The organism is Salinibacterium sp. ZJ450 (assembly GCF_011751885.2).
Lineage (GTDB): Bacteria > Actinomycetota > Actinomycetes > Actinomycetales > Microbacteriaceae > Ruicaihuangia.
Map to the genome: position 1 here is coordinate 3335788 of NZ_CP061771.1, position 20224 is coordinate 3356011.

Here is a 20224-nt window from a genome sequence, read left to right on the forward strand (position 1 = left end):
CGAAGGCAGCCTCCGGCGCTGCTCCGATTTCGCGAACCGGCGAACGCATCACGAGTTACTCTCAACAACGGCCAGGACGCCTCACTGACGACCGATCAACGAAGACGAATCGGCACACCGGCAACGCCCCCGAAAGATTGCCGAGCCTGCGACACTGACGGTCGTGTTCCACTCGAACCTATCCGACCGACAGGTAGCCGCCCAGCGAGATTCCCGCCACGTGGGGCTTGATGCGCGTTGCGCGGCGCTCCCGCTGCACCCCTCAAATCCACGCCAAATCTGGATCTAGTATATTATATCTCCAAAGCGTTGCGGCGATGCACGCTTCTTCCTCGCTGCCGGTCGCGCCTCAACCCGCCCATCAGTCGCGAGCGATGACCTCGAACCGGGCGGTAACCATGACTCAAGAGGAACCCGAAGAAGGAGCAACCCGCAACGCATGGGGCCTACTGCTCAGTCGAGACTTCGGGGCGTTCTTCGCTGCACGCCTCTCGACATCGATCGGCACTTGGCTGCACAGTGTGGTTGCGGCGATCGCGGCGTGGGAGACCACGGGGTCCGCGCTCGTCGTCGGCTTCGTCAGCGCGGTTCAGTTCGTGCCTCAGATCATCTTCGGGCCCGCTGCCGGCAGATCGACAGACAACGGCAGTGTCAAATCCCAGATGATCATCGGGCGGGCGTTGCTGTCGAGCGGTTCGATCGGCCTTGCGGCGTGGTATTTCTTCTTTAGCGGCGGTGACGCCGCTGCCGACGCCGCCGCTATCCTGGTCACATCGTTGCTGTTCGGGATCGGCCTCGTCGTTGGCGGGCCCGCCATGCAGACGGCCGCACCCCTGCTGGTTACCCACAAGGAGTTGCCGGCAGCAATGGCGCTGAATACGGCGCCGATGACAATCGGCCGCATCGCCGGACCTGTGGTCGGGGCACTTGGCATCGCCTGGCTCGGGTACGGAATGGCCTTCCTGATCGGTGGCCTGCTCAGCGTGGTGTTCATCGTGCTCATCGCAACCATCCACTTCCCGGCGGTCGAGGGCCGCAGGAAGGGCGATAAGCACTCGATGAGGGAGGCCCTCTCGTACGTGCGACGTGACCGGCCTGTGCTGCTCACCCTGATTGGCGTCACCGCGGTGGGGCTCGGCTCTGAGCCGATCGTCACGTTGGCCCCCGCGCTGGCGTCCGAATTCGGAGGCAACAGCCACACTGTGGGCGCACTCGTCACCGCGATGGGCATCGGAGCCGGTATCGGCGTCTTGATGAGTTCGGTCTTCGCGCTCAAATTACGCCAGGACCGTGCGTCGTTCGTCGGCATGCTGATAATGGCCGCCTCGCTCGGCGTCTGCGCTTTCCCGCTGTCCGAGCTGTGGGTCACGATCGCATTCGGTGCCACAGGCTTTGGCTTCATTGTCGCCCAGACCGGCCTGAGCACCATCATGCAGATGCGGTTGCCTCCGCTGCTCCGGGGCCGCATCATGGCGCTGTGGCTTATCGGCTTCGTCGGATCGCGGCCGCTCGGGGCAGTGTTCTCCGGCGCAGTCGCGGATGCCACCACGGTCTACATCGCTTTCGCCTCCGTCGGCCTGTTCATGCTCATCGCAGCGATCGTCTGCCGCCCCCAGCAACTGCGGTCGGAGGAATGACGCCAATGGCGGCCCGAGCGAAATCGGCGAACCCTCACACACGACGTGACCGACCCGTCTCGGGATCGGTCACGTCGTGTGGACTGACCTGGCGGTCCAGGTCCTTGAACCGGCGGGATGTCGATGTCACGCCGTCAGGCGACGATCGATATCCCCGTCGATGCTATTTTGTTGCGACGGCGTTGACGACGTCCTCGAACTTCAGGCTCGCGTAGTCGTTCTCCGAAAGTGGAGCATAGATGCGGACGAAACTGTTCCAGTTGTCCTCGCCGTACGCGGCATCCGTTGGGTAACCGACCCGAGTCATCTCCCACGACGCGTCGAAAACGCCCTCGTCCATATCGGGGTAGATGTTCTCGCGGATGAGGGATCGGGCGAGGTCCGGGTCGTCCTCAACGAGGTTGGCGGCGGCGCGGAACGAGTCACGAATGCGCTGGACGAGTTCAGGTTGTTCCTCAATCAGCTTCGTGGGCGCGACGAACACCGAGTTGATGTTCCCCTCCAGGACTTCTGCCTCACCGGCCGGGACCGAAAGAATCGTCTCTGCCTTTCCGCGGAGCGCTGCGGCCTCACCGGAACCCATCGGGCCGAAGGTCGCATCGTAGACCCCGTTTTCCAGCCCGGCAGCAACGGCCCCGGAGGTGTCTGCCAGCGGAACGATGTTCACGTCCACGTTCGGGTCGAGGCCCGCATCGGCCAGGATGGCACGGAGACTGTTGTTGCCCGAAGACCCTTCGGGGCCCGCGGCGATCGTTGCGCCGTTCAGCTTGCCGACGCGCTCGATCGGGGAATCGTCGAAGTTGATGCCGTACTTCTCAATCGCCTCATTCGACGCGACGATCGTCTGCTGAATGTATGACGCGCCACCGATGATCTGGAGGGCCGCTCCGCTCATGATCGCATCGATCGCCGTGTTGATTCCGAAGCTGCCAACGTCGGCGCTCCCGGCCAGCAAGGCTGCAACCTGATTGGAACTTCCGGCGTCGGCGACAGTGACCGTCTCGAAGTCCAGCCCGAACTCCTCAGGGAAGTCACCACTCACCGCCATCCCTGCCAGGGCGCTGTTCCAGGACATGGTGCTCACCAGACGCACCGTCGTCAGTTCTCCTTCTGCGGCCTCCGGGATGACGGGACCGCCGCCCCCGGCGCAACCTGTGAGGCTGGAGGCCAGCGCCACTGCGACCCCGGTCAGGACAACACGATTGCGAACCTTCATTGGTTCCACCCTTCTTGCGCTGCAGCTGTGCAGCCTGTGAATGCGACGAAACAAGATCGGCCCCGTCTAGAATATACTCTATAGTAAGTGTCAGCGGTCGGCAATGATATCTTTGCGTCCGACCTGGGATCGGCCACACGTCGGAGGACCGCTCCCCGCGGTGAGCGCCCTATCAGCCGCTTCGGCGATCGAACTTAGCCCACTCTTCGCTCACCGCATCCGTGCGGTGCCCGTGTGTCTCTGCGCCAGGGGTGCGGGTCCGCGTTCGGGAGAAACGCGGCGCAGGCGCGGCCTGAACCATTCCGTCCAGGGCCGCGAACGTTCCACGAGCGACAAGGTGCTCGCTCCGCTGCGCCTCGGCCCAGCTCAGCACAGGCGTGACGCATGCAGGGTGCTCGCGGAAACGCTCCGCCCACTCATCCCGAGGCGCAGTGGCAAAAGCGTCGGTAAGCACGCGCTGCAGTTCCGGCCAGGCTGAGGCATCCCGACGCGGAGGGATCTCCATGGGGTCAAGCCCCAGGACGGTGACCAGCACGTCGTAGTACTTACGCTCGATCGCAGCCACGGCGACGAATTCTCCGTCGGCGCAACGGTAGGTCCGGTACCACGGGCGCCCCCCGTCGGAGGCGTTGGACTCCCGGTCGTCCACCCAATCCCCCGAATGCCGCATGGCGTGGACACGCTGCGACAGCGCGCTCAGTCCGTCGACTATTGCACTGTCGATTACCTGCCCGATCCCCGAGGTCTCCCGCTCGAACAGCGCAGCCAGGATGCCGGTGACGAGGAACATGGAACCGCCGGCGGATGCCCCCAACAGATTGAGCGGGGGTGGGGGGGTCTCATCGCGGTGGCCGATCGACCACAGGACACCAGTGGCGGCGAGGAAGTTCAGGTCATGGCCGGGGTCGTGGGCCATCGGCCCTTCCTGCCCCCACCCCGTCACCCTCCCGTAGATGAGCCGGGGGTTTCGTTCGAGGCAGTCGTCCGGTCCGATACCGAGACGTTCAGCGGTGCCGGGCAGGTTGCCTTCGATGAACACGTCGGCGTGGGAGACAAGCGTCAGCAGGTGTTCTCGTCCCTCAGGCGAGCGAAGGTCAATGCCGATGACGCGGCGGCCGCGCAACACGAGGTCGGGGGAACGCGGCGCCCCCCGCTCCGTCGCGGCACCGGGCCGCTCGACCCGCACCACATCGGCACCCAGGTCGGCCAGCATCATCCCGGCGTGCGGTCCAGGTCCGAGGCCGGCCAGTTCGACCACCCGCACACCGGCGAGCGGGCCGAAACCCTCGGGAGTGGATTGCTCGGGCATCGATCGTCCTCTCAGTCTCTTCGTGAAACGGTGGTGACAGACGAAAAGCCCCGGTCGTGAAGAACGACGACCGGGGGCTGGACGCCTGCCTACATTGCACTCCCGGAGTTCTTCCACTCCAGCGGTTTCTTCGTTAGGAACGTCATCAGGCGGTCAACGAGGAACCCGGCGACAAGCAGGGCCAACAGGGCCGCGTAGGTGCCCGCGGCGTTGAAGCTGTGCGCGTTCTTGGACACGAGGAACCCGAGTCCGCTGTTTCCTGCGAGCATCTCTGCGACGACGACACCGACGATGGCCTGCGGAACCGCGAGCTTCAGCGCTGCGACGACCCACACCAGCGCGGATGGCAGCCGCACCCGCCACAGCACGTCGAAAGCCGAGCCACCCATGATGCGTACGGCACTGATCAACGAAGCTTTCACTTCCCGGATGCCGAAGAAGGTGTTGAAGAAGATCAGGAAGAAGACGATCACGGCTGATGTCAGCACGCTGAGCTGCGAGCCGATGCCCACCCACATGATGAACAGCGGGATGAGCGCGTGTTTCGGCATCGTGTAGATGGCGGTGATGAACGGTTCGAAGATGTCGGCCAGCCAGGATGATTGGCCGAGGAAGACACCGACGGTGATTCCCGCGGCCCCACCGATGATGAGACCGAGGAAGGCGTTGGTGAAGGTCACACCGGCCGCGGTGAAGATCGTGCCGTCGGTCACCCACTTCCAGAACAACGGGAACACGTTCGAGGGTTTGCTGATCATCAACTCGTGGATGAGCGTGCCGGAAGCCAGCTGCCAGCAGATCAGGAACACGATCAGCACAACGGCCTGGGTCCCGAACACTCTCCAGCGGCGTGACCGTTTCGCTTGGCGCTCCTTAGAGAGTCTCTTCTTCGCTTCGCTGCCCGCTGGCGAACTGATTGAAATGGCACTCGTTGTCATGTCTCTTCCTTCCGCTCGTCGGCTCAGTGCCCGGCGGGCTCTGCGATGGCGTTTTCGTGGCGGGCCCGGGCCAGGCCGGCGTCGAGCTGGCGTTCGAACTGCGCGAACTCGTCTGTGAAGCGCAGGTGATCGAGGTCTCGGTCGTCGCCGTACGGTGCGGTGTATTCCCCGTCGAGGCCGCCGGGACGTCCACCGGCGAAGATCAGGACACGGTCGGCGAGTTTCGCCGCCTCGGCGATGTCGTGCGTGACGAACATCACGGTCTGGTTGAGGCGCTTCACAGCACTTCGAACTTCAATATGCATCTGGTGGCGCATCTGCGCGTCGAGTGCTGCGAACGGTTCGTCCATGAGCAGGAGCTTGGGCTCGTAGATGACGCTCCGTGCTAGCAGCGCGCGGCGGCGCATGCCGCCGCTGAGCTGGCTCGGCCAGAGATCCGCGGCGTGCTGGAGGTCGAGGATCGAGAGGTAGCGGTCGACGCGCTCCTTGATCTCGGCCGGGGACACCGAACGCATCTTCAGCGGGAGGCCGACGTTGGCGCGCACCGACAGCCATGGCAGCAGCGTGTCGTCCTGCGTCATGTAGCCGACGTCACGGTTCACTCCCTTGATGGGCCCCCCGTTGAATTCGGCTTCACCTTGACGCGGTTTCAAGAGACCAGCCGCGACGTTCATGAGGGTGGTCTTGCCACAACCGCTCGGTCCGAGCAGAACCACGAATTCGCCGGCGGTCACGTGCATGTTCACGTCGCGCAGGATGTCTTCGCCTTCACCGAAGCCGATGGCGAAGTCGTGCACTTCGAAGATCCGCTGGGGACCCTGCGACCTCGTCTGCGCGGTCGGCATCGCATCGGATACACGTGGATCGGTCATCGTTTCACTCCTCGTTATGGGTAAACCGCCTGGTGCGATGGCGGTGCGTCGTCGCACCAGGCGGGGCTAATCTAACGCGCTTCGTCGTGCGTGGTTCTACGCGGTGGAAGCGGGTGAGGTACCGACACTGTTCTGTACGAGGCCGGCACCCCACCGTGTCTCGAGCTAGGTGCGGGCGATGGCGTTGACCACGTCGTCGAACTTCATGCTCGCGTAGTCGTTTTCAGAGGATGAGTCGAAGACCCGGACGAACGCGTCCCAGTTGTCTTCTGTAAACCGGCCGCCGCGGGGGTAGCCGGGCTGGGCCGCTTCCCACGAGGTGTCGAAGAGGGTCTGGTCCATCTCCTCGAAGATCGCGGACTTGAGGATCTTCCCTGCCGCGTCGGGGTCGGTGTAGATCAGTTCGATCGATGCACGGAAACTGTCACGAATCGCCTGCACGAGTTCCGGCTGTTCCTCGATGAACTTCGTCGAGGCTACCGTGACCGTCGGCAGAACTCCGTCGAGGACCGGGGCGTCCCCATTGGGCACCGAGACGATAACCTGTGCGTTGCCCCTTTCGACCGCCACTTCGCCCGCTCCGAGCGGCGCGAAGGTGGCGTCGTAGGTTCCGTTCTCCAGAGCAGGAGCCACCGATCCGCCGGTATCTGCGAGCGGAACCAAGTTGACGTCGGCATCGGGATCCAGCCCGGCGCTGATCAGGATGGCGCGCAGAGTGTTGTTTCCTGCCGAGCCGGAAGGCCCGGCGCCGATGGTGGCGCCCTTGAGCTGCGCCAGCTGCTCAAGAGGCTTTTTCTTCGTGTCGACATCGTACTTCTCGATCGCTGCGTTCGAGGCCACGATGCCGCCCTGGTAGACAGCGTTGCCGCCGATGATCTGCATGGCGGCTCCACCGGCGATTGCATCGACGACGGTATTGAGGCCCATCGTCGCGACATCGGCCTCGCCCGACAGCAGGGCCGCCATCTGGTTCGAGCTACCGGCATCGGCGATGTCGACGCTGACGAAGTCGAGCCCGAACTCCTCCGGGAAGTCACCGTCCACCACGATCGCGCTCAGCGCGTTGTTGAACGAGAGCGTGCTCACTAGGCGAATCTCCGTGAGCTCGCCTTCTTCGGCTTCCGCCACGGCCGGGGCAGCGGCCACCGCACAGCCGACCAGTGTTGCGGCGAGCGCCAGGGAGACGCCACCGAATACGACACGATTCCGAACCTTCATTGGTTCCACCTTTCTTGGGCGGCATCATTGCCGCCATCGGGCTTTACGTGGGTGCAAACTAAAATATACTTTATAGCAGTGTTTACGGTCCGTCTACCGAAATAACCAGTCGCAGAGTTGGGCAGATATATTTTCTACTATCTATTGAAACAGTTCGGGATGTGTCCTACGGTGGGCGGGAAAGTGGCCATAGTCCACTTCTCCTACGAAAGGACACTCCGATGACCAGTTATGAACGCGGGCGAAACAGCCTGCCCGCAGAGCTCGGCACCACCGTTTGTGCGACCACAGGTGACGTCCTCATCGACAATGTCCTCACCGACGAGGGCATTTCCGTCAACGGAGCCATGTTCAAGCCTGGCGCGCACACATTCTGGCACTCGCACGAGAACGGACAGCTCTTCACCGTCACCTCGGGCAGGGGCGCAATCGTGACCCGCGACGGCAAGGCGCACATCGTGCAGGCCGGCGATGTCGTTTTCACCCCTCCAGGCGAAGAACACTGGCATGGTGCCGCGCCCGAATGCTTTGTGACCTATACGTCTGCTTCCCTTGGCAAGACGAGCTTCGCTGAACCGGTAGAACCCGAAGAGTACGCCCGCCACTGGAACGCGTGAGATGGAGCAAACACTCGATCAACGGGTGGCTTGGGTGACTGGTGGTTCATCAGGCATCGGTCGCGCCACGGTTGACCTGCTGCGCAAGCGCGGGGCAACCGTGGGCGTGCTCGATCGTGATGAGCCTGGCGATGGATCCCTGTGGGCCTGGTGCGATATCTCCGACGCGACGTCGGTGGACCACGCGGTAGCCGAACTCGCAGCGCAAACCGGAGCCGCGAATGTGCTGGTGTGCAGCGCCGGTATCAACGCCTCGCACGCCGTCACCGGCCACCCCGAGGAGCTGTGGGACCGGGTGCTCGGGGTGAACCTCACGGGAACCTTCCATGCAATTCGGGCATGCCTCCCGTCAATGCTCGAGCGAGAGTGGGGACGAATCGTGACGCTCAGCTCGGGCGGCGCGGTGCGTGTGCTGGCGAACCGGGCAGCCTACGCGACATCGAAGGCCGGCGTCATCGCTCTGACCAAGGCCGTCGCCATGGAGACTGGCGGTCGCGGCGTCACCGCCAACGTGATCGCCCCCGGGCTCACCGATACTCCGATGGCCGCAGAGGTCTACGGCGGTCGAACCGGCGCTGAGAGCGCGGTGGGTGTCTCTCAAGTTGCCAACTTGATGGGTGTTCTACTAAGCCCCGCCGACATCGCGGGCGGAGTCGACTATCTGTGCGGCCCAACTGGGCGATATGTGACCGGGCAGGTGTTACACATCAACGCCGGCAGCGTGATGTGAACTCGGAGCCCACCATCCGGAACTTGCGGGGCTGCCCCTATCTATCTTGTCAAGCGGCCAGTGAGCGTTCGGGCCGTAGATGGCGCTGTCTCGGAGCATGGCGAAGAGGACGCAGCCGCGTCGGGCGAGGGCGATGAGGGCGTGGTTGTGGCGTTTGCCTTGGGCGATTTTGCGGTCGACGTACGCGGCGCGGGAGACGGAGTCATGTACGCATTCCCGACTCACGACGAGGCCCGTTCCGATCGGCAGTCGAAAGATGCCAGGAGGAAGACCAGCCGTTCCCCGGCGTCACCCCTCACGACCTACGGCACACAGCCGCGTCCTTGGCAATTAGTGCCGGAGCGCACGTGAAGCAGTCCAACGGATGCTCGGCCACGCTTCAGCCGCAATGACCTTGGACACGGTACGCGGATCTGTTCGAGGACGATCTGGATAGCGTGGCAACCGCGCTCGGTGACGCGCGACTCGCACTGAGTGTTGCCACTGCCCTCGGCAGTAAATGACTTAGGCCCCTACTGCCCCCGTGTTTGCTGGGAAGTAAGGGCCTAGATCGTGGATGGCGGTACCGGTGGGATTTGAACCCACGGTGGGCGTAAACCCACACAACTTTTCGAGAGTTGCACCTTCGGCCGCTCGGACACGGTACCGCCGACGAGTTTAGTACACGTTCGGAGTGCCTCGAAACCCGAGGTCCCGATAGGCTCGACCAACGGTGTCGCTCGACCAACGGGTGTCGCTCAACCAACGGGATACACAACGGCCATTGACGCCTGGACAGGGAAGCGCAAGCTTACAGAGAGCGCTCGGCTCAATCACCGAGCTCTGGCCTCTCACGAGTAAGGAATCCCGTCATGCCGATCCGGATCGCCGTGACGAGTGTCATCGTCAACGACCAGCAGAAGGCGCTCGAGTTCTACACCGCCAAGCTCGGCTTCGTCGCGAAGACAGACGTGCCCGAGGGAGACTTCCGATGGCTGACCGTGGTCGGCCCGGGCGAGCCCGACGGCGTCGAACTGCTCCTCGAGCCCGATGACCACCCCGCCGCCGCAATATTCCAGCGGGCGCTCGTTGAGGACGGCATCCCCGCCACCTCCTTCGCCGTCGACGACGTTCGCGCTACCCATCGCGAGCTCGAGGCGAAGGGCGTGACGTTCGTGCAGCCGCCGACGCCGATGGGTCCGATGATCACCGCAATCCTCGACGACACTTGCGGCAACCTCATCCAGTTGATCAGCCCTGCGTAGCCCACCTCCCCGCGAGCCTCGAAGCTTTCCACCACCGCAGGGCCAGGACGGCGGTGTCGGATGCCGCAACTAGGCTTGCCCACATGACCCGCCCCTCCTCCAGCTTCCGTTGTACCGAGTGCGGCTGGACGAGCGTGAAATGGGTCGGCCGCTGCGGCGAATGCCAGCAGTGGGGGTCGGTGGTCGACAGCGCCGAAGCCCCCGCACGGATCGCCGCGAACCGCGTCAGCGACTCGCGCGCCGCCAAGCCGATCACCGAGATCTCGTTCGACCACGACGTCTCGCATTGGCAGACCGGGATTGAAGAGTTCGACCGCGTACTCGGCGGCGGCATCGTTCCGGGTGCCGCGATCCTGCTGAGCGGCGAGCCGGGGGTCGGCAAGTCCACTCTGCTCCTCGAAGTCGCGAAACGAGCCGCCATGATCGGCCGCAAGGTGCTCTACGTCAGCGCCGAGGAATCCGTCAGCCAGGTGCGGCTGCGCGCCGAGCGCACCGGCGCCGTGACGCCCTACCTGTACCTGGCATCCGAAACCGATCTGGCGACGATCCTCGGCCAGATCGATGCCGTCGCCCCCGAGCTCCTGATCGTCGACTCGGTGCAAACCGTGTCGTCCTCCCTCAACGACGGGCTGGCCGGGCAGCCGGCGCAGGTGCGCGAGGTGGCCGCGACGCTGGTCAAGGTCGCGAAGGAACGCAACCTGCCGACACTGCTGGTCGGCCACGTCACCAAGGACGGCAGCATCGCCGGCCCGCGCCTGCTCGAGCACCTGGTCGACGTGGTCTGCCACTTCGAGGGCGACCGGCAGACCAACCTGCGGTTCGTGCGCGCGCTGAAGAACCGGTTCGGCCCCACCGACGAGGTCGGCTGTTTCGAGATGACCGGCGAGGGCATCGAGGAGGTCACCGACCCGAGCGGGCTGTTCCTCTCGCGCACCACGATGCCGGTCAGCGGCACCTGCGTGACCATCTCGCTGGAGGGCCGCCGCGCGCTGCCGGTTGAGGTGCAGGCGCTGATCGTCAAGTCCAGCGCACCGCAGCCGCGTCGCGTCGTCAATGGGGTGGATGCCTCGCGGGTTGCCATGCTGCTCGCGGTACTGGAGCGCCGCGCGGCGCTGAAGCTGTCGGAGTTCGACGTCTATGTGTCAACGGTCGGCGGCATCCGCCTCACCGAACCGGGCGCCGACCTGGCCATCGCGATCGCCATCGCCAGCGCGTACACCGACAAGGCGCTGGCTGTGAACATTGCGGCGGTCGGCGAGATCAGCCTGGCCGGGGAGATCCGCAGCGTGACCTCGCCCGTGCAGCGCGCCAACGAGGCGGAACGGCTCGGGTTCACAACGTTGATCGACGCGGAGGCGATTCACGTGCGGGAGGCGCTGCGGCTGGCGTTCGCCACCGTGACGGATGAGCGGGTGGCGGTTCCGCAGTTCTAGAAGGGAGCTACTCGGGCTTCGGCAGCTTGAGGGCTGCCAGCACCTCGGCCGGCTCGGCCTGCATCGCGTGCGGCCCGGCGACGTCGAACCAGACCGCCTCGAGCACGCCGATGTTCTGCTCGAGGAAGTCCGCGAGGGTCGCCGCGTCGTAGCCGAGCACCTTGTGGTCGTCCTCCTGCGGCAGCATTTTCACGTAGGTCTCGGGCGAGGAGAACAGCAGCAGCATGTACTTGTCGCTGTCGCCGCGGCGGAACACGCGCACCTGAGGCGGCCCATCCACCGGCAGCAGCGGTACCACGACGGTGTCGTTGCGCAGGGCGAGCGCGACGCCGGCGGTGTCCTCCTTCGCGAGCGCTTCGGCGAGCATGCGAGTTTTCGGCAGCTGCTCGGTCGGGTTCGGCTTGCGGGAGGACTTGCGAGACATGCTTCCAGCCTAAAGGCGGATCCGGATGCCGCGGGGCTGGTGCTGCTCGGACGGCGAGGTCTTGCGCGCCGGGTTTCGAGACGCGGCCGACTTCGTCGGGCGCTCCTCAACCAGCGAACAGGCGCGAGCAGCGCGAAGCGGCTAGTAGAGCAGGAACTGCTTCGTCTTCGCGGACTCGATCTCGCCGAGCTTCACCGTCAGGTGGTAGCTGGCACCCCCGGCGGTCACCGCGGGCCGGTCAGGCGCGTCGCAGGTCTCTGGGGTGGAACGGGTGCGGTCCCAGGCGATCGGGATTGTTGACAGCGAGGCGCCCGGTTCGATCGTGATCGGTGCTGGCGCGGCATCCGTCTGGCAGTCCTTGGACGACCAGAACTGCTCCGGCCCGCTCGTGACCACCAGCTCCATCACGTTGGTTCCGGCGTTCATCGTGCAGGCTGCGGCACCGTTGTTGGTCAGAGTCATCGAGATCATCGGTGTCTCGCCCGCCTGATACTCGCCCTTGTCCGATACCGCGGCAAGCCCGAGCACGCTGGGATTGCATTCGACCGGTCCGGCAGCTGCGGCGTCCGCGGCATCCGGCGTCGTCTCAGCGGCGCTCTTCTTGGTGTCATCGGCGCCGGCGTTCTCGCCACCGCCGGGACGGACGATGATCAGCACCACAATCACGATGACCGCCGCGAGGCCCAGCAGCACCATCAGTCGCCGCCGCCAGTACACCTTGCTCGGCTGCGGTCCGACTGGGTTCCGGAACGTGGACATACCGCAAGGCTAACTAGAGGCGCTTGAGCATCCGGGTATTGCCGAGCGTGTTGGGCTTAACTCGTGCCAGATCGAGGAACTCGGCAACGCCCTCATCGGTGGATCGCGCGATCTCAGCGTAGATGTCGGCGTCGACGATCTCGGCGGGCATCGCCTGGAACCCGTGTCCGGCGAAAAAGTCGACCTCGAAAGTCAGGCAGAACAGTCGGGACAGGCCGAGCTCTCGCGCGTTCTGCTCGAGCGTGTCGAGCAGCGCGTGGCCGACACCGTGGCCGAGCCACTCGGACCCCACCGCGAGGGTGCGTACCTCGCCCAGGTCCTCCCACATCACGTGCAGCGCGCCGCAGCCGATCAGGGTGCCGTCGGCGTCTTCGGCGACCCGGAATTCCTGCACCGCTTCGTAGAAGACCACCCGCTCCTTGCCAAGCAGGATGCGCTCCCGCACGAGCGGCTCGATCAACCGTTGAATCGCGGGCACATCGCTCGTGCGGGCGGGGCGCACGGAGAAGGTCACCCATCGATCATAGGACCGGGGCGCAAGACGGAGACGCCAGACGGGGCGGCGGATGTCTCCGCCGCCCCGTCTCGGACAGTGCTAGCTTGCGTCAGCCTGACGTCGCGGGCTAGCTCTTCACCTTTTTCTTCTTGTCCTTCTTCGGCTTCTTGTCCTTCTTGTCCTTCTTCGCCTTCTCGCTCACCTCGAGGTCGACGCGCACCTCGGTCTGCGACTGGTTGGCCGTCAGCACGAGCACGCTGGCCGCCGTCGCGTCCTTCGGCACCGTGATGGTGACGGTCGCCGACCCGGCGGTCACCGGTACCGGCGCGAAGCTGATCTTGCTGCCCTCCCACGCCACGGCGAGCTCGGTGTTCGCCGGGCTGCCCTTCGAGGTGAGGTCGAGCTTCGACAGGTTCAGGGTGACGGTGTCGCCGGCCTTGACCGCGGTCTCCGGAACACCGGTGACCTGCACGCCGCGGCGGTCGAATGCCGGTGCCAGCGGGGAGGCTGACGTGACGTAGTCGATCCAGGCGTCGCGGTCCACGAGTCCCGAGTCGCGAGTGTTCGTGCCCTGGGCGAAGACGTGGAAGTTGTCGCCGCCCTGGAGCAGGAAGCTGAACGATCCGATGCGGTAGTCGCGCGCCGGGTCGATCGGCTCACCGTTCACCGTGATGCTGGTGATGCGGTCACCCTCGGCGTGGGTGGCGTCGTAGGTGTAGCTGACGTTCTTCGACAGGCCCAGGTTCAGGAACGCGCGGCTCGGCACGGCACCGTCCGCGGTGCGCTGCCACTGCTGCTCGAGCATCACCTTGACCTGCTCACCGGTGAGGGTGGTGGTCCACAGGTTGTTGAGGAACGGCAGCACCGCGTTGGCCTCGGCGAACGTGATCACGCCGTCGTCGCCCTTCAGCAGGTCGGCCCGGATGCCGCCAGGGTTGACCACGCCGATCTCGGCGCCGCCCAGGGTCTGGTCAGACAGCGACTCGAGCAGCGCGTCGGCGATCAGGTTGCCGAGGGTTGACTCGGCACCGCGGTCTTCGCCCCCGGTGGCGGTGAATGCGCGGCTGATGTCGGCGGTGACCGACCCGACCGGCTCGTTGCCCTTGATGGTGGCGGCGGCCAGTGCGGCGTCGACGATGGTCTTGACCTCGGAGACCCGCGGGTATGCGGCGACCAGGTCGCCATCCGCCGTCGTGGTGCGAGCCACGTTGCCGGCCTGGTACGACACGACCGAGTCGGTGTCCGCGTCATACGTCAGCTGGATCTGGCCGATGTTCTCGCCGTAGCTGCCGGTCTGCACGATCGGGCGGGTGGCTCCGTCAACGCCGGGAATCGGACCATCCCACACGTACTGCCGGTGGGTGTGGCCAGTGAAGATGGCGTCGACGGATGCCGCGGTGTCTTTCACGATCTCGGCGAAGGCGCCGCCGGCCGCAACCGCCTCGTCCAGCGTGGCGCCGGTGCCGGCACCCTCGTGGTACTCGGCGACGATGACGTCGGCTTCACCGTTGCTGGCGTCACCGTCGGTGAGCTGCGCGGCGACGCGGTTCACGGCCGCGACCGGGTCACCGAATTCGATTCTCGCGATGCCGCCGGGCGACACCAGGCTGCCGGTCTCCTTGGTGACAGCGCCGATGACGCCGACCGAGACACCGTCGACCTCGAGGATGACGTACTCCTCGAGAGCGGGATCCGTGGTGCCCTTCACGTACACGTTGGCGCCGAGGTGGGTCCAGTCGGCCGCGTTGTCGACGCGACCGGTGAGGTCGGCGAGTCCCTGGTCGAACTCGTGGTTGCCCACCGCCGAGGCGTCGAGCTCGAGGGCGTTCAGCACGTCGATGGTCGGCTGATCGAGCTGCGAGGCCGACGCGAACAGCGAGGCCCCGATGTTGTCACCCGCGGAGAGCAGTAGCGTGTTGTCCTTGCCGCCTGCCGCGCGCAGCAGTTCGATGGTTCCCGCGACCTTCACCGTGTTGCCGTCGATGCGACCGTGGAAGTCATTGAGGTTCAGCAGGTTGATGTCAACCGGCGCGTCCGCGGTCGCGATGCCCACGACCACCGGGTCGTGGTCGGAGGACCGGTAGGCGTTCGGCTCGTAGAAGTTCGTCACGTTGTAGTTGTGACGGCTGTACTCGAGCGCGATTGACTCGCCGGAGTTGATGTTCCAGACATCCACGCCGGTGACGGATGCATCGGCCTCAGCCGACGCGAAGACGTGGTCGAGCGAGCCGACCATGCCGTCGAACGAGTAGGTGTACTCGCCGGTCTTGCTGCCCTGGTCGACGTAGCCGGCCTGGGTGAACACCTGGATCGGGTCTTCCATCAGGTAAGAGTTGAAGTCTCCGACCAGGAACACGCGGTCCGTGTTCTTCTCGGCCTTCAGGCCGTCGGCGAAGGCCACCAAGGCCTCGGCCTGACCGATGCGGTCGGGGTTGGACGCGCCCTGGCCGTCGCCCTGGTCGGCGTTGGCGCCGGATCCGGAGCCCTTGGACTTGAAGTGGTTGGCGATCACGATGAACTCGTCGCCGCCGTTCGCCGGGGCGAACAGCTGCGCGAGCGGCTCGCGGGCGTTGTCGAAGTTGACCTCGTCGTGCAGGATGACGGACTCGCCCACCGGCGCGACCGTTGCGTCCTTGTAGATGTAGGCGGTGCGGATCACGTCTTCGCTGACGGGGACGGCTGCGGGCGACTTGACGAACGACCACTCGGCAGTGTTGAGATCAGCACTGTTGAGGTCGGCGTTCAGCGCGTCAACCAGGGTGGCGAGCGCGGTGTCGCGGTCCTTGCCGAAAGCGGCGGAGTTCTCGATCTCCTCGAGCGAGACCACGTCGGCGTCGAGGGCGTTGATCGCCTCGACGATCTTCGCCTGCTGACGCTCGAGGTCCGCGGCATCCCATGCTCTACGGGCGTCGCAACCGCTGTTGACGGTTACTGGCTCGCCGGCGCGGTCCCTGTATGAGGTGCAGCCGGTGAGGCTGTCACCGGTGGTGGTGAAGTAGTTGAGCACGTTAAAGGTGGCGAGGGTGACGTCGCCGCCGACGGCCTCGGGAGCCGCGGTGCGGGTGTTCTCGAAGGAGACCGGCTGCACGGTGGCGGCGTTGTCGCCGGTCAGCGCGGTAACCGGCTGGAAGCGCCACAGGTCGAAGCCGTAGGAGAGCACGACTGGCGAGTCGAACGTGGCGGCGGCGCCGACCCGGACCGGCTCGGTGAGCGACACGTACGGCAGCGGGATGTTCTTGTTCGCCGCGGTCATGAAGTTGGTGGATGCGCCGTCATCGAGCAGCACGCCGCGGGCGGCGTTGTCGGCGATGGTGGCCGTGTACTCGGCGGAGCCGGGACGGCCGGCCGCGGTCGGCGTGACCAGCGCGGAGTCTCCGGCGGCGAGGCCGACCTCTCCGTACTGGTTGGTGCTGTAGGTGTCGCTGACGGTGAACGCGCCCTGCGGCTGCAGCAGCATGCCCTCGAGCGCCTCGCGCTCGGCTTCGGCGGCCGGCCAGGCGACGGCCGCGGGCACCGGTGCGGTCCCGGCTTCGGTGCGCTTGGTGGCGTTGCCTGCGCTGACGGTGATCTGGGTCAGGCCGAAGTACTCGGACACGACACCGGTGACCGTGACGTGGTCGCCGACGGCGACGGACGCGACGGTGGCGGCGGAGTGGACGAAGATGCCATCGGATGCCCCGGGCGTTGCGTCATCCGCTCCGCCGGTTCCGGCGGTCTGGATGTAGTAGCCGTTCAGGCCACCGGTCGGGTACGCCGCGGTGACGACGCCGCTGGTGGTGACGGTCTTGCCGACGAGCGGGCTGGCGGTTCCGGTGCCCTGGATCGCGGCGATGCTGACCGGCTCGTTGGGAGTCGGCTCGGGCGGCGTGGTGGGCTCCGGGGTCGGAGTGGGGTCAGGGTCCGGCTCGGACGTGCCGGAGGCGGTGGGGGTGATCGTCGCGCTCAGGCTGAAGTCGGCACGGTTGCCGTCGGTGTCAGCGAACTCGGTGCGGTTGAGCGACTTGACGTCGGTGTTGCCGCTCGGCGCGGTGGCGGCCTGCGTTTCGAAGGTGTTCGAGGTGCCGTACCCGAGCAGGTCGACGACCACTGAGTTGGCGGTGACCGATCCGGTCGGCAGCGTGACGGCGGTCGTGCTCTTGACGAGCGCGATGGTTCCAGTGGTGCCGCTCGGGGTCAGCGTCGAGACCAGGTCTGCGGCGGGAAGCTCGGCGCCGTTCACGCCGTTGCTGTTCGCCTGCACGAGGAAGTGGTCGTTCGGTGCGATCTCGCCGGTGAGCTTGGCGACGCCGGTCGCTGATCCGGTGCCCGTCGCCGAGCGGTACTGGAGAGACCAGCCGCTCAGGTCGACCGCGGCATCCGTCGGGTTGTACAGCTCGATGAACTTGTTCTTGAACGCCGCTCCGGCGCTTCCGCCGGACAGGTATGCCTCGTTGATCACCACCCCGGCGCCATCCACGCTCGCCTGCGCCGGCAGCGCGACGAGCGGGGCTACAACGAGCCCCAGTCCGATAGTGGACGAGACGAAGACCTTGAGTCCGCGTCGGCCGGATGGCGCCATGATTCTCCCTCAGCGTGTTGAGACGTGCTCAATCTAGGGAGGGCGTGTCCCCCGGAAGGGTGCGTTTGGTGAATAGCGGGAGAACGTCGAGGCAATTTCTGGGGAAGCACAAAAGAAGGGGGCGACGGTTTCCCGTCGCCCCCTTGGTTTTAGCGGAAGTTCGCTAGCTCGCGACTCCCGGTGTTGCCGCCTCGATCGGAGGCAGCGGCGCCTCGCGCCCTTCCTGCACCGTGGTGGTGAACACGAAATCGTCGTTCGCGTAGTCGACGTGCACGTGGTCGCCCGCGTTCAGGTCGCCGTGCAGGATCCGCTCCGACAGCCGGTCCTCGATCTCGTGCTGCACCGCGCGGCGCAGCGGACGGGCACCGAGTGCCGGGTCGAAGCCGAGCGTGATCAGCTGCTTCTTAGCCGCTTCGGTCAGCTCGATCGTCATGTCGCGGTCCATCAGGCGCTCGCGCAGCCGCTTGATGAACAGGTCGACGATCTGCAGCAGTTCGTCCTGGTTCAGCTGTGGGAACACGATGGTCTCGTCCACGCGGTTCAGGAACTCCGGCTTGAAGTGCTTCTTCAGCTCCTCCACAACCTTCGCCCGCATCGCGCGGTACGAGTTCTCGGTGTTGCCCTCCATCGTGAAGCCGACCGGGCCGCCCGTGATGTCCTTCGTGCCGAGGTTGGTCGTCATGATGATCACGGTGTTCTTGAAGTCGACGACGCGACCCTGGCCATCCGTCATCCGGCCCTCTTCAAGGATCTGAAGCAGGGAGTTGAAGATGTCGGGGTGCGCCTTCTCGATCTCGTCGAACAGCACCACGCTGAACGGCTTGCGCCGCACCTTCTCGGTCAGCTGGCCGCCCTCTTCGAATCCGACGAACCCAGGAGGGGCACCAAACAGGCGCGAGACGGTGTGCTTCTCGCCGTACTCGCTCATGTCGAGCGAGATCAGCGCGTCCTCATCGTCGAACAGGAACTCGGCGAGCGCCTTGGCCAGCTCGGTCTTTCCGACACCGGTGGGGCCGGCGAAGATGAACGAACCGGAGGGGCGCTTCGGGTCCTTGAGTCCGGCGCGGGTGCGACGGATGGTCTTGGCGAGCACCGAGATGGCCTCTTCCTGGCCGATGACCCGCTGGTGCAGGGCCTTCTCCATGAAGATCAGGCGGCTGGACTCTTCCTCGGTCAGCTTGAATACCGGGATGCCGGTGGCCTGCGCCAATACTTCGGCGATGACTCCCTCATCCACGGTGCCGCTGGCCGCGACATCCCCGCTCCGCCACTGCTTCTCGAGACGCAGCCGCTCACCGAGCAGCTTCTTCTCTTCGTCGCGCAGCGAGGCGGCCTTCTCGAAGTCCTGGTCCTCGATCGCGTCTTCCTTCTGCTTGCGCACCAGAGCGATCTTCTCGTCGAACTCGCGCAGCTCCGGCGGGGCCGACAGGATCGACAGGCGCAGGCGGGCGCCGGCCTCGTCGATCAGGTCGATGGCCTTGTCGGGCAGGAAGCGGTCCTGCACGTAGCGGTCGGCGAGGTTCACGGCGGAGACCAGCGCACCATCCGTGATCGACACCTTGTGGAACGCCTCGTACTTGTCGCGCAGCCCCTTGAGGATGTTGATCGCGTGCGGCAGCGAGGGCTCCTGCACCTGCACCGGCTGGAAGCGACGCTCCAACGCGGCATCCTTCTCAAAGTGCTTGCGGTACTCATCGAGCGTGGTCGCACCGACGGTCTGCAGCTCACCGCGGGCGAGCAGCGGCTTCAGGATCGAGGCCGCGTCGATCGCGCCCTCGGCTGCGCCGGCACCCACCAGGGTGTGGATCTCGTCGATGAACACGATGATGTCGCCGCGGGTGCGGATCTCCTTCGTGACCTTCTTCAGGCGCTCCTCGAAGTCACCGCGGTAGCGGCTACCGGCGATGAGCGAGCCGAGGTCGAGCGAGTACAGCTGCTTGTCTTTCAGCGTCTCGGGCACATCGCCCTTGACGATGGCCTGGGCGAGGCCCTCGACGACGGCGGTCTTGCCGACGCCGGGCTCGCCGATCAGAACCGGGTTGTTCTTCGAGCGGCGGGAGAGGATCTGCATGACCCGCTCCATCTCCTTCTCGCGACCGATCACCGGGTCGAGCTTGCCTTCGCGCGCGGCCTGGGTGAGGTTGCGACCGAACTGATCGAGAATCTGCGACCCCTTCGAGTCGGCAGACGTGTTGTCGACCCCAGCGGCAACGGCTTCCTTGCCCTGGTATCCCGAGAGCAGCTGGATGACCTGCTGGCGCACCTTGTTCAGGTCGGCGCCGAGCTTGACGAGCACCTGAGCTGCCACGCCTTCGCCCTCGCGGATGAGGCCGAGCAGGATGTGCTCGGTCCCGATGTAGTTGTGACCCAGCTGCAGCGCCTCACGGAGCGACAGTTCGAGCACCTTCTTCGCGCGCGGCGTGAAGGGGATGTGCCCGGTGGGCTGCTGCTGGCCCTGACCGATGATGTCCTGCACCTGGTCACGGACGGCGTCAAGCGAAATGCCCAGCGACTCGAGAGCCTTTGCCGCGACGCCTTCACCTTCGTGGATCAGGCCGAGCAGGATGTGCTCGGTGCCGATGTAGTTGTGGTTGAGCATCTTGGCCTCTTCTTGGGCCAACACAACGACGCGACGGGCTCTGTCGGTAAATCTCTCAAACATGTGAACTCCTTGAGGCACTGGGCAGGGACAGTGCCGCTATATATCGAGGGTAACGAGGCGTGGGGGCGAAAGATGCCCCTGTTCGCCCTAGGCGTGATGGGATGCGAACAG

At 65.4% G+C, this 20224-nt stretch carries 15 protein-coding genes, 1 tRNA gene and 2 pseudogenes; 6 read left to right on the forward strand and 12 right to left on the reverse strand.

The genetic code is table 11. The features are described 5' to 3' along the window. Positions 1–230 precede the first annotated feature (230 nt). On the forward strand, positions 231–1637 hold the full coding sequence (locus tag HCT51_RS16245) for an MFS transporter (RefSeq protein ID WP_191413661.1): 1407 nt from the start codon (positions 231–233) through the stop codon (positions 1635–1637). Positions 1638–1800: 163 nt separating this feature from the next. Here the strand turns inward: HCT51_RS16245 and HCT51_RS16250 are convergent, their stop codons facing one another. From HCT51_RS16250 to HCT51_RS16270, 5 genes are all read right to left on the reverse strand, one after another. Next, a complete protein-coding gene (locus HCT51_RS16250) occupies positions 1801–2853 on the reverse strand; it encodes an ABC transporter substrate-binding protein (protein ID WP_166874970.1) in 1053 nt (350 codons plus the stop codon). Positions 2854–3025: 172 nt separating this feature from the next. Further along, positions 3026–4162, reverse strand: coding sequence for a CaiB/BaiF CoA transferase family protein (locus HCT51_RS16255; RefSeq protein WP_166874966.1), 1137 nt, complete (start codon positions 4160–4162; stop codon positions 3026–3028). An 89-nt stretch (positions 4163–4251) separates the two neighbouring features. Beyond that, complete coding sequence (locus HCT51_RS16260; RefSeq protein ID WP_224760543.1) at positions 4252–5001, reverse strand: ABC transporter permease; 750 nt, start codon at positions 4999–5001, stop codon at positions 4252–4254. A gap of 122 nt (positions 5002–5123) precedes the next feature. Further along, entirely contained in the window at positions 5124–6029 is a 906-nt protein-coding gene (locus HCT51_RS16265; RefSeq protein WP_224760544.1) for an ABC transporter ATP-binding protein, read from the reverse strand. A gap of 108 nt (positions 6030–6137) precedes the next feature. Further along, a complete protein-coding gene (locus HCT51_RS16270; protein WP_166874959.1) occupies positions 6138–7190 on the reverse strand; it encodes an ABC transporter substrate-binding protein in 1053 nt (350 codons plus the stop codon). Positions 7191–7411: 221 nt separating this feature from the next. On the opposite strand from HCT51_RS16270, the gene HCT51_RS16275 reads away from it, so the two are divergent. Together HCT51_RS16275 and HCT51_RS16280 are read left to right on the forward strand one after the other, a co-directional pair. Continuing rightward, complete coding sequence (locus HCT51_RS16275) at positions 7412–7807, forward strand: cupin domain-containing protein (RefSeq protein ID WP_166874956.1); 396 nt, start codon at positions 7412–7414, stop codon at positions 7805–7807. Between the two features lie 25 nt (positions 7808–7832). Further along, positions 7833–8537 carry an SDR family NAD(P)-dependent oxidoreductase gene (locus HCT51_RS16280; RefSeq protein ID WP_166874953.1) on the forward strand — a complete coding sequence of 235 codons (705 nt, stop codon included), beginning with the start codon at positions 7833–7835 and terminating at the stop codon, positions 8535–8537. On the opposite strand, the pseudogene HCT51_RS18805 reads toward HCT51_RS16280, so the two are convergent. Next, a pseudogene (locus tag HCT51_RS18805) lies at positions 8508–8741 on the reverse strand (hypothetical protein); the annotation flags it as partial. The gene HCT51_RS16280 and the pseudogene HCT51_RS18805 overlap by 30 nt on opposite strands. Positions 8742–8815: 74 nt before the next feature. On the opposite strand from HCT51_RS18805, the pseudogene HCT51_RS18810 reads away from it, so the two are divergent. Next, positions 8816–9040: pseudogene (locus HCT51_RS18810) on the forward strand (tyrosine-type recombinase/integrase); the annotation flags it as partial. 54 nt (positions 9041–9094) lie between these two features. Here HCT51_RS18810 and HCT51_RS16290 read toward each other — a convergent pair. Beyond that, positions 9095–9184: transfer RNA gene (locus tag HCT51_RS16290), tRNA-Ser, on the reverse strand. Positions 9185–9388: 204 nt separating this feature from the next. On the opposite strand from HCT51_RS16290, the gene HCT51_RS16295 reads away from it, so the two are divergent. Together HCT51_RS16295 and radA are read left to right on the forward strand one after the other, a co-directional pair. After that, positions 9389–9781, forward strand: a complete 393-nt coding sequence (locus HCT51_RS16295; RefSeq protein ID WP_166874950.1) for a VOC family protein — start codon at positions 9389–9391, stop codon at positions 9779–9781. Between the two features lie 83 nt (positions 9782–9864). Next, the gene (gene radA / locus HCT51_RS16300) at positions 9865–11214 is read left to right on the forward strand and encodes a DNA repair protein RadA (protein ID WP_166874947.1); all 1350 of its coding nucleotides are present in this window, start codon (positions 9865–9867) and stop codon (positions 11212–11214) included. A 7-nt stretch (positions 11215–11221) separates the two neighbouring features. Here the strand turns inward: radA and HCT51_RS16305 are convergent, their stop codons facing one another. From HCT51_RS16305 to HCT51_RS16325, 5 genes are all read right to left on the reverse strand, one after another. Then, positions 11222–11638, reverse strand: coding sequence for an SseB family protein (locus HCT51_RS16305; protein WP_224760545.1), 417 nt, complete (start codon positions 11636–11638; stop codon positions 11222–11224). A gap of 141 nt (positions 11639–11779) precedes the next feature. After that, a complete protein-coding gene (locus HCT51_RS16310) occupies positions 11780–12397 on the reverse strand; it encodes a hypothetical protein (protein ID WP_166874944.1) in 618 nt (205 codons plus the stop codon). Positions 12398–12410: 13 nt separating this feature from the next. Then, positions 12411–12911 carry an amino-acid N-acetyltransferase gene (locus HCT51_RS16315; protein WP_166874941.1) on the reverse strand — a complete coding sequence of 167 codons (501 nt, stop codon included), beginning with the start codon at positions 12909–12911 and terminating at the stop codon, positions 12411–12413. 109 nt (positions 12912–13020) lie between these two features. Beyond that, the gene (locus HCT51_RS16320; RefSeq protein ID WP_166874938.1) at positions 13021–17451 is read right to left on the reverse strand and encodes an ExeM/NucH family extracellular endonuclease; all 4431 of its coding nucleotides are present in this window, start codon (positions 17449–17451) and stop codon (positions 13021–13023) included. Positions 17452–17614: 163 nt separating this feature from the next. Next, positions 17615–20113 (reverse strand): ATP-dependent Clp protease ATP-binding subunit, encoded by a 2499-nt coding sequence (locus tag HCT51_RS16325; protein WP_166874935.1) that lies wholly within the window; start codon positions 20111–20113, stop codon positions 17615–17617. Between the last annotated feature and the right edge of the window lie 111 nt (positions 20114–20224).

Excerpts from the sequence above, each read along its gene's own strand:
- HCT51_RS16275 (WP_166874956.1), top strand. The coding sequence starts at position 7,412 with ATGACCAGTTATGAACGCGGGCGAAACAGCCTGCCCGCAGAGCTCGGC.
- HCT51_RS16245 (WP_191413661.1), top strand. The coding sequence starts at position 231 with ATGCGCGTTGCGCGGCGCTCCCGCTGCACCCCTCAAATCCACGCCAAA.
- HCT51_RS16310 (WP_166874944.1), bottom strand. The coding sequence starts at position 12,397 with ATGTCCACGTTCCGGAACCCAGTCGGACCGCAGCCGAGCAAGGTGTAC.
- HCT51_RS16320 (WP_166874938.1), bottom strand. The coding sequence starts at position 17,451 with ATGGCGCCATCCGGCCGACGCGGACTCAAGGTCTTCGTCTCGTCCACT.
- radA (WP_166874947.1), top strand. The coding sequence starts at position 9,865 with ATGACCCGCCCCTCCTCCAGCTTCCGTTGTACCGAGTGCGGCTGGACG.
- HCT51_RS16295 (WP_166874950.1), top strand. The coding sequence starts at position 9,389 with ATGCCGATCCGGATCGCCGTGACGAGTGTCATCGTCAACGACCAGCAG.
- HCT51_RS16250 (WP_166874970.1), bottom strand. The coding sequence starts at position 2,853 with ATGAAGGTTCGCAATCGTGTTGTCCTGACCGGGGTCGCAGTGGCGCTG.
- HCT51_RS16325 (WP_166874935.1), bottom strand. The coding sequence starts at position 20,113 with ATGTTTGAGAGATTTACCGACAGAGCCCGTCGCGTCGTTGTGTTGGCC.
- HCT51_RS16270 (WP_166874959.1), bottom strand. The coding sequence starts at position 7,190 with ATGAAGGTTCGGAATCGTGTCGTATTCGGTGGCGTCTCCCTGGCGCTC.
- HCT51_RS16305 (WP_224760545.1), bottom strand. The coding sequence starts at position 11,638 with ATGTCTCGCAAGTCCTCCCGCAAGCCGAACCCGACCGAGCAGCTGCCG.
- HCT51_RS16255 (WP_166874966.1), bottom strand. The coding sequence starts at position 4,162 with ATGCCCGAGCAATCCACTCCCGAGGGTTTCGGCCCGCTCGCCGGTGTG.